The organism is Streptomyces sp. NPDC002232 (assembly GCF_042890295.1).
Classification (GTDB): Bacteria; Actinomycetota; Actinomycetes; order Streptomycetales; family Streptomycetaceae; genus Streptomyces.
In genome coordinates this window covers 1148865-1157556 of record NZ_JBIARV010000005.1, presented here as the reverse complement: position 1 = coordinate 1157556, position 8692 = coordinate 1148865, and the positions used below count along the sequence as shown (strand labels likewise).

Genomic DNA, 8692 nt, shown 5'->3' with positions numbered 1-8692 from the left:
AACGCCCGGTTACATTCCGAACCCGGAAGCTAAGCCTTTCAGCGCCGATGGTACTGCAGGGGGGACCCTGTGGGAGAGTAGGACACCGCCGAACACCTGCCCTTTTAGCTCAGTCGGTAGAGCGTCTCCATGGTAAGGAGAAGGTCAACGGTTCGATTCCGTTAAAGGGCTCCGAAAAAGAAAAAGGCCCCCGCCTCTTGGCGGGGGCCTTTTTCGTTTTACCGGTGTGTGCTGGAGCGGGTGAGACCCAAAAGCCGGCGCCTCCCTCGCGAGGAGGGAGGCGCCGATGTGACTTCAGCCGAGTTCCGGCTCCCTGAGGCGCATCGCCAGGATGGCCATGTCGTCGGAGGCGGGAGCCTGGGCGAAGCGCTCGACCGCCCTGAGCACGCGGGAGGCGACCGCGCCGGCCGTCAGGCCCGTACACGTCTTGAGGACCTCGGCCAGACCGTCGTCGCCCAGCATGCGCGTGCCCTCGCGGCGCTCCGTCACGCCGTCCGTGACGCAGAGCAGGACGTCGCCCGGGTCGAGCGTGACCGTCTGCTCGTACAGCTCCAGATCCTCCATGACACCGAGGAGCGGCTGCGGTTCGGCCGCCGGCTCCACCGTGCCGTCCGGGCGGAGGCGCAGCGGGAGGGGGTGGCCGGCGCAGACGACCTTGAGGATCGCCGAGCCGTCCGGCTGCGGGCGCATCTCGCCGTACAGCAGGGTGAGGAAGCGGCTCCGGGCGCCCTCGTCGAGGATCGCCGCGTTCAGCCGCTCCAGGACGGCCGGGCCGCCGAAGCCCTCGCGGGCCAGCAGGCGCAGCGCGTGGCGGGCCAGGCCCGTGACGGCCGCCGCCTCGGGGCCCGTGCCGCACACGTCGCCGATCGCGAATCCGTACACGTCGTCCCTGATGGGGAAGACGTCGTAGAAGTCGCCTCCCACCTCGTTGCCCTCGCCCGCCGCGCGGTAGATGACGTCGACCTCGACGCCCGGGATCGTGGGGAGGCCGGGCGGGAGGAGGCTGCGCTGGAGGGACTGGCTGATCGCCACGCGCTCCGAGTAGAGGCGGGCGTTGTCCAGGGCCAGGGCGGCCCGGCGGGACAGGTCCTCGGCGAGCTCCAGGATCTCCTGGCGGAAGTGGTCCTCCGAGGGCCTGCCGAGGGTCAGCATGCCGATGACCCGGTTGCGGGCGACCAGCGGCAGGACGACCGTCTCCCCGGCGACCGCGGTCGCCGTCGCCAGCGTGGTGTCGATGCCGGAGGAGAGCGGGCTCGTCGGGTGGTCGAGGGCGCGGACCGAAGCGGTCAGCGCGGCGCGGTGCGCGGCGTCGCCCGGTGCGGTCCACACGCGGGCGCCGAGGGTCGCCACCGGGTCGGGCGGGGCGATGGAGGAGAGCAGTTCCTTCAGGCCGTCGATGCGGTCCTCGTCCTCGTGGAGCACGAAGGAGAGGTACGGGTCGGAGGCCTGGTCGGCGATCGTGTAGACCGCGCACCAGGTGGCCAGGGTGGGGACCGTCATCTGGGCCATGAGGGCCAGGGTCTGATCGCGGTCGAGGGTGCCGGCCAGGAGGTCGGAGGCCTCGACGAGGAAGCTGAGAGAGCCGCGGCGGAGCCGTTCGAGTTCGCCGAGGCGGGCCGATTCGACGGCCAGGGCGATGCGGTCGGCGGCGAACTGGAGGCGCAGGGCCTCCTCGTTCGAGTAGCGGTTCGCGGACTCGGCGGCCACTCCGAGGGAGCCGGTGAGACGGCCCTCGACCTTGAGCGGGACGGTGACGACCGAGCGCATCCCGGTGCCTTCGAGGAGGGGGACGGCGCCGGGGACGGCGGCCAGGTCCTCGTGGACGGCGGGCATGCGGGCGGAGCCGTAGCGGCTGGCGCCGGTCTCCACGGGCACGCGGGCGAAGCGCTGGCGGGCGGCCGGGAGCCCGGTGGTGGCCCGTACCTCGAGCTCCGTCTCGTCGTCGGTGGCGAGGAGGAGGAAGGCGGCGTCGCCGTCGAGCATGTCGCGAGCGCGCTCGACCGTGCGCTGGAGGAGGCCGTCGAGGTCGTCGGGGGCGGGGGAGCCGATGAAGACCTCGAAGGGGTCGGCGGCGCGGCTCTCGGCGCCCGGCTCGGCGACGGGGCGCTGGGGGGTCTGGAGGACGGCGCGCTCGTGCTCCCGCACCAGGAGGCAGACCGTGGAGGGCTCGCCCTGGGCGTCGCGGACGCGCAGGTGGGAGGCGTACACGGGGATCACGCGGCCGTCGGCGCAGCGGATGCCGTAGCTGCCCTCCCAGCGGGAGAGGCGGAGGGCCTCGGCGAGGCCGGTGCCGATGCCGGGGGTGTGGGGCCAGGCGGCGAGGTCGCCGAGGGGTTTGCCGGTGACCTGCTCGGTGCCGTATCCGAAAAGTTCCTCCGCGTCCTCGTTCCAGGAGGTGATCGCGCCGCTCCGGTCGATCTGGGCGACGGCGACGCGGACGCGGGTCTCGGCGACCGGGAGGAGGGCGTCGGGGACGACCGGGCCGGCGGAGCGCGTGCCGACGGGGCGCTGGGGGAGGTTCAGGTGGAACCAGACGTGCTTGCGCGTGGGGGAGTAGTCGACGCCCCAGCGGTGGGCGAGGGCCGCGCAGAGCAGCAGGCCGCGGCCGTTCTCGCGGTCCGGGCTGCCGAGCGAGCGGCCGCCCTGGACGGGGATCTCGCGCTCGGGGTAACGGTCGGAGACCTCGATGCGGACGCTGTCGTCGGAGCGGAGGCAGAGGACCTCGGCGGCGGTGCCGGCGTGGATGACGGCGTTGGTGACGAGCTCGCTGGTGAGGACGACGGCGTCGTCGACGAGCTCGGGGTGTCCCCAGCCCTGGAGGGTGTCTCTGACGAAGGCGCGGGCGGCCGCGACGGACCGCCCGACGGGCTCGAAGCTGGCAGTCGCCCGCGCGGTGATCACAGCACTCCTCGTACGCGTCTCGACGCCCGGCTCTGCCATGCTCGGTCTGTCCCTCCCGCTGCCCGGTGGTCGTGCGCACGCCACGCCGCCCCCGCCGGGCGGACCGGGGCGGTTGGACAGCCGGATGCCAGGTTACTTACCTTCGCTGTCCGAGCGGATGCCGGTCACCGTTGATTCCGTCCCTCGGGGGTAGGGACGCCGTGGGAAGCTGCCGAACTGTTATCGCCTGGTTCGGTCACGGTGAAACACTGGGCAGGCTGACGACGAGAGTCGGAGCGGAACGGTCGACCCCTTTCGGGAGGGACACGGTGGAGTCTGGCACGGCGGCGCGGCGCGGCGGAGGCACTGGCACGCGCGCGAGGGGCGGACGTTCCCGTGGGGGGACGGTCCAGGTGGACGCGGCGGCGCTGGAGCGGTTGCTGGCCGCGCTGGTCTCGATGCGCGACGGGAACCTTCGTAAGCGGCTCACGGTTTCCGGCGACGGGGTCATGGCGGAGATCTCCGCCGTGTTCAACGAGGTCGCCGACCGGCAGATGCACGTGACGGGGGAGCTGTCCCGGGTGCGGCGGGTGGTCGGCCGTGAGGGCAAGCTGTCCGAGCGGCTGGAGACGGGTCCCGGCGAGGGGGCGTGGGCGGCGGCGATCGAGGCCGCGAACGCGCTCGTCGACGATCTGGCGCGGCCGGTGTCCGAGGTGGGGCGGGTCCTGTCGGCGGTGGCCGAGGGTGATCTGGACCAGCGGATGGACCTTCGTTCGGAGGGTGCGGACGGCACCGTGCGGCCGTTGCGCGGGGAGTTCCTGAAGGTCGCGCGTACGGCCAACAACCTGGTCGACCAGCTGTCGGTGTTCGCCTCCGAGGTGACGAGGGTCGCCGTCGAGGTGGGTACGGACGGCAAGCTGGGCGGGCAGGCGCAGGTGCGCGGGGTGTCCGGTTCCTGGAAGGACCTCACGGACTCCGTCAACACCATGGCGAACCGGCTGACCGCCCAGGTGCGGGACATCGCGCTGGTGACGACGGCGGTCGCCGACGGCGATCTGTCGCAGAAGGTCACGGCGAACGTCGCCGGCGAGATGCTGGAGCTGAAGAACACCGTCAACCGGATGGTGGACCAGCTGTCGTCGTTCTCCTCCGAGGTGACCCGTGTCGCGCGCGAGGTGGGCACGGAGGGTGAGCTCGGCGGTCAGGCCGAGGTGGCCGGGGTCGCCGGTGTGTGGAAGGACCTCACGGACTCCGTCAACACGATGGCGGGCAATCTCACCAATCAGGTGCGGGGCATCGCCGAGGTGACGACGGCGGTCGCCAACGGTGACCTGTCGCAGAAGGTACGGGTCTCCGCGCGCGGAGAGATCGCCCAGCTCGCCGACACGATCAACCAGATGACCGAGACGCTGCGGACGTTCGCCGACGAGGTGACCCGGGTGTCGGGCGAGGTCGGCGCGCAGGGTCTGCTCGGCGGGCAGGCGCAGGTGCCGGGGGCGGCGGGGACGTGGAAGGACCTCACGGACTCCGTCAACACGGTCTTCCGGAACATCACCACGCAGGTGCGGGACATCGCGCAGGTGACGACTGCGGTGGCCAACGGCGATCTGTCGCAGAAGGTCACGGTGGACGTGGCCGGCGAGATGCTGGAGCTGAAGAACACCGTCAACACGATGGTGGACCAGCTCTCCGCGTTCGGTTCCGAGGTGACCCGGGTGGCCCGGGAGGTCGGCGTCGAGGGTCTGCTCGGCGGTCAGGCCGAGGTGCCCGGCGCGGCGGGGACGTGGAAGGACCTCACCGACTCGGTGAACACGGCCTTCCGGAACCTGACCGGTCAGGTGCGGGACATCGCGCAGGTGACGACTGCGGTGGCCAACGGCGATCTGTCGCAGAAGGTCACCGTCGACGTGGCCGGCGAGATGCTGGAGCTGAAGAACACCGTCAACACGATGGTGTCGCAGCTGTCGTCGTTCGCGGACCAGGTGACCAGGATGGCCCGGGACGTGGGCACCGAGGGCCGCCTCGGCGGTCAGGCGCGGGTCGACGGGGTGTCGGGGCGCTGGCGGGAGCTCACGGACTCCGTGAACTTCATGGCCGGGAACCTGACGTCGCAGGTGCGGCAGATCGCGCAGGTGACGACCGCGGTGGCGCGGGGTGACCTGTCGCAGAAGATCGACGTGGACGCGCGCGGCGAGATCCTGGAGCTGAAGAACACCATCAACACGATGGTCGACCAGCTGTCCGCGTTCGCGGACCAGGTGACCCGGGTGGCCCGCGAGGTGGGTACGGACGGCCGGCTCGGCGGTCAGGCGCAGGTGCCGGGTGTGGCCGGTGTGTGGCGTGATCTGACCGATTCGGTGAACGGCATGGCCGGCAACCTGACCACCCAGGTCCGCAACATCGCCCAGGTCGCCACGGCGGTGGCGCGGGGCGACCTGTCGCAGAAGATCGACGTGGACGCGCGCGGCGAGATCCTGGAGCTGAAGAACACCCTCAACACGATGGTGGACCAGCTCTCGAACTTCGCGGAGCAGGTGACCCGGGTGGCCCGCGAGGTGGGCACCGAGGGCATGCTGGGCGGCCAGGCCGAGGTGCAGGGGGTCTCCGGCACCTGGAAGGACCTGACCCAGTCGGTGAACTTCATGGCGAACAACCTCACCATCCAGGTGCGGAACATCGCCGAGGTCACCACGGCGGTCGCCACGGGCGACCTGTCGAAGAAGATCACGGTCGACGCCAAGGGCGAGATCCTCGAACTGGTCACGACCGTCAACACCATGGTCGACCAGCTGTCGAACTTCGCCGACGAGGTCACGCGCGTGGCCCGTGAGGTGGGCACGGAGGGCATCCTCGGCGGTCAGGCACGCGTGCGCGGGGTCACCGGCACGTGGAAGGACCTCAGCGACAACGTGAACCTGATGGCCAACAACCTGACCAGCCAGGTGCGCAACATCTCGCGGGTCTCCGCGGCCGTCGCCAACGGCGACCTGACGAAGAAGGTCACCGTCGAGGCGCGCGGCGAGGTCGCCGAGCTCGCCGACACCGTCAACACGATGGTGACGACGCTGTCGTCGTTCGCCGACGAGGTGACCCGGGTCGCCCGTGAGGTCGGCACGGACGGCATCCTGGGCGGCCAGGCGCGGGTGCCGGGGGTGTCCGGCACCTGGCGGGACCTCACGGACTCGGTGAACGGCATGGCCGACAACCTCACCGGTCAGGTGCGCCAGATCGCCGCCGTCACCACGGCCATCGCCAAGGGCGACCTCACCAAGAAGATCGACATCGACGCGCGCGGTGAGATCCAGGAGCTGAAGAGCACCATCAACACGATGGTCGACCAGCTGTCGAACTTCGCCGAGGAGGTCACCCGGGTCGCCCGCGAGGTGGGCACGGACGGGCAGCTGGGCGGTCAGGCCCGGGTCCGTGACGTGGACGGGACCTGGCGCGACCTGACGGAGTCCGTGAACGAGATGGCCGGGAACCTGACCCGTCAGGTGCGGGCGATCGCGGCCGTCGCCACGGCGGTCACCCGCGGCGACCTCAACCTGAAGATCGACGGTGTCGACGCGGCGGGCGAGATCCAGGCCCTCCAGGAGAACATCAACACCATGATCGCCAACCTGCGCGACACGACCCTCGCCAACGAGGAGCAGGACTGGCTCAAGGGCAACCTGGCCCGCATCTCCGGACTCATGCAGGGCCGGCGGGACCTGGACGACGTGGCCTCGCTCATCATGAGCGAGCTGACCCCGGTGGTCTCGGCGCAGCACGGCGCCTTCTTCGTGGCCATGCCGACGGGCTCCGCGCACAGCGACGCCGAACTCGTCGGCGAGGGCGACGGCGCGTACGAGCTGCGGATGCGGGGGAGTTACGGATACTCCGCCGGGTCGATGCCGACCTCGTTCCGCCCGGGCGAGACCCTCATCGGGACGGCCGCGGAGGAGAAGCGGACCATCCAGGTCAACGTGCCGCCGGGCTATCTGAAGATCTCGTCCGGGCTGGGCGAGGCCGCGCCCGCGCACGTGATCGTGCTGCCGGTGCTCTTCGAGGGGAAGGTCCTCGGTGTGATCGAGCTGGCGTCCTTCCAGCCCTTCACGCAGATCCAGCGCGACTTCCTCAACCAGCTCGCCGAGCTGATCGCGACCACGGTCAACACCATCAGCGTCAACACCAAGACCGAGGTGCTGCTCCAGCAGTCGCAGGAGCTCACCGAGCAGCTCAAGGAGCGGTCGGCCGAGCTGGAGCACCGGCAGAAGGAGCTCCAGGGCTCCAACCTGGAGCTGGAGGAGAAGGCCGAGCTCCTCGCCCGGCAGAACCGCGACATCGAGGTGAAGAACACCGAGATCGAGGAGGCCCGGCAGGTCCTGGAGGAGCGGGCCGAACAGCTCGCCGTCTCCATGCGGTACAAGTCCGAGTTCCTGGCGAACATGTCGCACGAGCTGCGCACGCCGCTCAACTCGCTGCTGATCCTGGCCAAGTTGCTCGCGGACAACGCGGAGACGAACCTGACGCCGAAGCAGGTCGAGTTCGCCGAGACCATCCACGGTGCCGGGTCGGACCTGCTCCAACTGATCAACGACATCCTCGACCTGTCGAAGGTCGAGGCGGGCAAGATGGACGTCTCGCCGACCCGTATCGCCCTCGTCCAGCTCGTCGACTACGTGGAGGCGACGTTCCGGCCGCTCACGGCGGAGAAGGGCCTCGACTTCTCGGTGCGGGTCTCTCCCGAGCTGCCGGCCACCCTGCACACCGACGAGCAGCGGCTGCTCCAGGTGCTGCGCAACCTGCTGTCCAACGCGGTGAAGTTCACCGACACGGGCGCGGTGGAGCTGGTGATCCGGCCGGCCGGCGCGGACGTACCGCAGTCGATCCGCGAGCAGCTCCTGGAGGCCGGTTCGCTGCGCGACGCGGACGCCGACCTCATCGCCTTCTCGGTCACCGACACCGGGATCGGGATCGCGGCGAGCAAGATGCGGGTCATCTTCGAGGCCTTCAAGCAGGCCGACGGGACGACGAGCCGGAAGTACGGCGGCACGGGTCTGGGGCTCTCGATCAGCCGGGAGATCGCGCGGCTGCTGGGCGGCGAGATCTTCGCGGCGAGCGAGCCCGGCCGGGGGTCGACCTTCACGCTCTATCTGCCGCTGAGCCCGACGGAGCTGCCTTCGGGCGGCTACGGGCAGGGCGCACAGGAGGCCGAGGACCCGCAGCAGGGGGCCGAGGAGGGCACCGCCGGTGCCGGTCTCGCCTTCCCGCACTTCCCGCCGGCGCCCGTGCGGACGGAGGCGCGGTCCGGGGCCGGGGCGCTCTTCCGGCACCGGCGGAAGGCCGCGGCTGAGGCGACCGGGGCGCGGGGCGCGGTCTCCGGGGAGTCCGGTGCGCAGACGGCGGACCGGGAGGAGCCGGAGGCGGAGCCGCGCCGCACGTTCGCCTTCTCCGGGGAGAAGGTGCTGATCGTCGACGACGACATCCGCAACGTCTTCGCGCTCACCAGCGTCCTGGAGCAGCACGGGCTCGCGGTGCTGTACGCCGAGAACGGGCGGGAGGGCATCGAGGTCCTGGAACAGCACGACGACGTGACGGTCGTGCTGATGGACATCATGATGCCGGAGATGGACGGGTACGCGACGACGACCGCGATCCGGCGGATGCCGCAGTTCGCCGGGCTGCCGATCATCGCGCTGACGGCGAAGGCGATGAAGGGGGACCGGGAGAAGGCGATCGAGTCCGGTGCCTCGGACTACGTGACGAAGCCGGTCGACCCTGATCACCTGCTGTCCGTGATGGAGCAGTGGATGCGGGGGCAGTGACTCCG

At 70.7% G+C, this 8692-nt stretch carries 2 protein-coding genes, 1 tRNA gene and 1 rRNA gene; 3 read left to right on the top strand and 1 reads right to left on the bottom strand.

The window, feature by feature from the left end; translation table 11 throughout:
* Together rrf and ACFYXU_RS28185 are read left to right on the top strand one after the other, a co-directional pair.
* Positions 1–94 (top strand): 5S ribosomal RNA (rrf, locus tag ACFYXU_RS28190); the annotation flags it as partial.
* Between the two features lie 4 nt (positions 95–98).
* Positions 99–171, top strand: a tRNA-Thr gene (locus ACFYXU_RS28185).
* A gap of 123 nt (positions 172–294) precedes the next feature.
* Here the strand turns inward: ACFYXU_RS28185 and ACFYXU_RS28180 are convergent.
* The gene (locus ACFYXU_RS28180; RefSeq protein WP_389408380.1) at positions 295–2940 is read right to left on the bottom strand and encodes a SpoIIE family protein phosphatase; all 2646 of its coding nucleotides are present in this window, start codon (positions 2938–2940) and stop codon (positions 295–297) included.
* A 269-nt stretch (positions 2941–3209) separates the two neighbouring features.
* Between ACFYXU_RS28180 and ACFYXU_RS28175 the strand changes: the two genes are divergently transcribed.
* Positions 3210–8687 (top strand): HAMP domain-containing protein, encoded by a 5478-nt coding sequence (locus ACFYXU_RS28175; protein WP_376639159.1) that lies wholly within the window; start codon positions 3210–3212, stop codon positions 8685–8687.
* Positions 8688–8692: the final 5 nt, after the last annotated feature.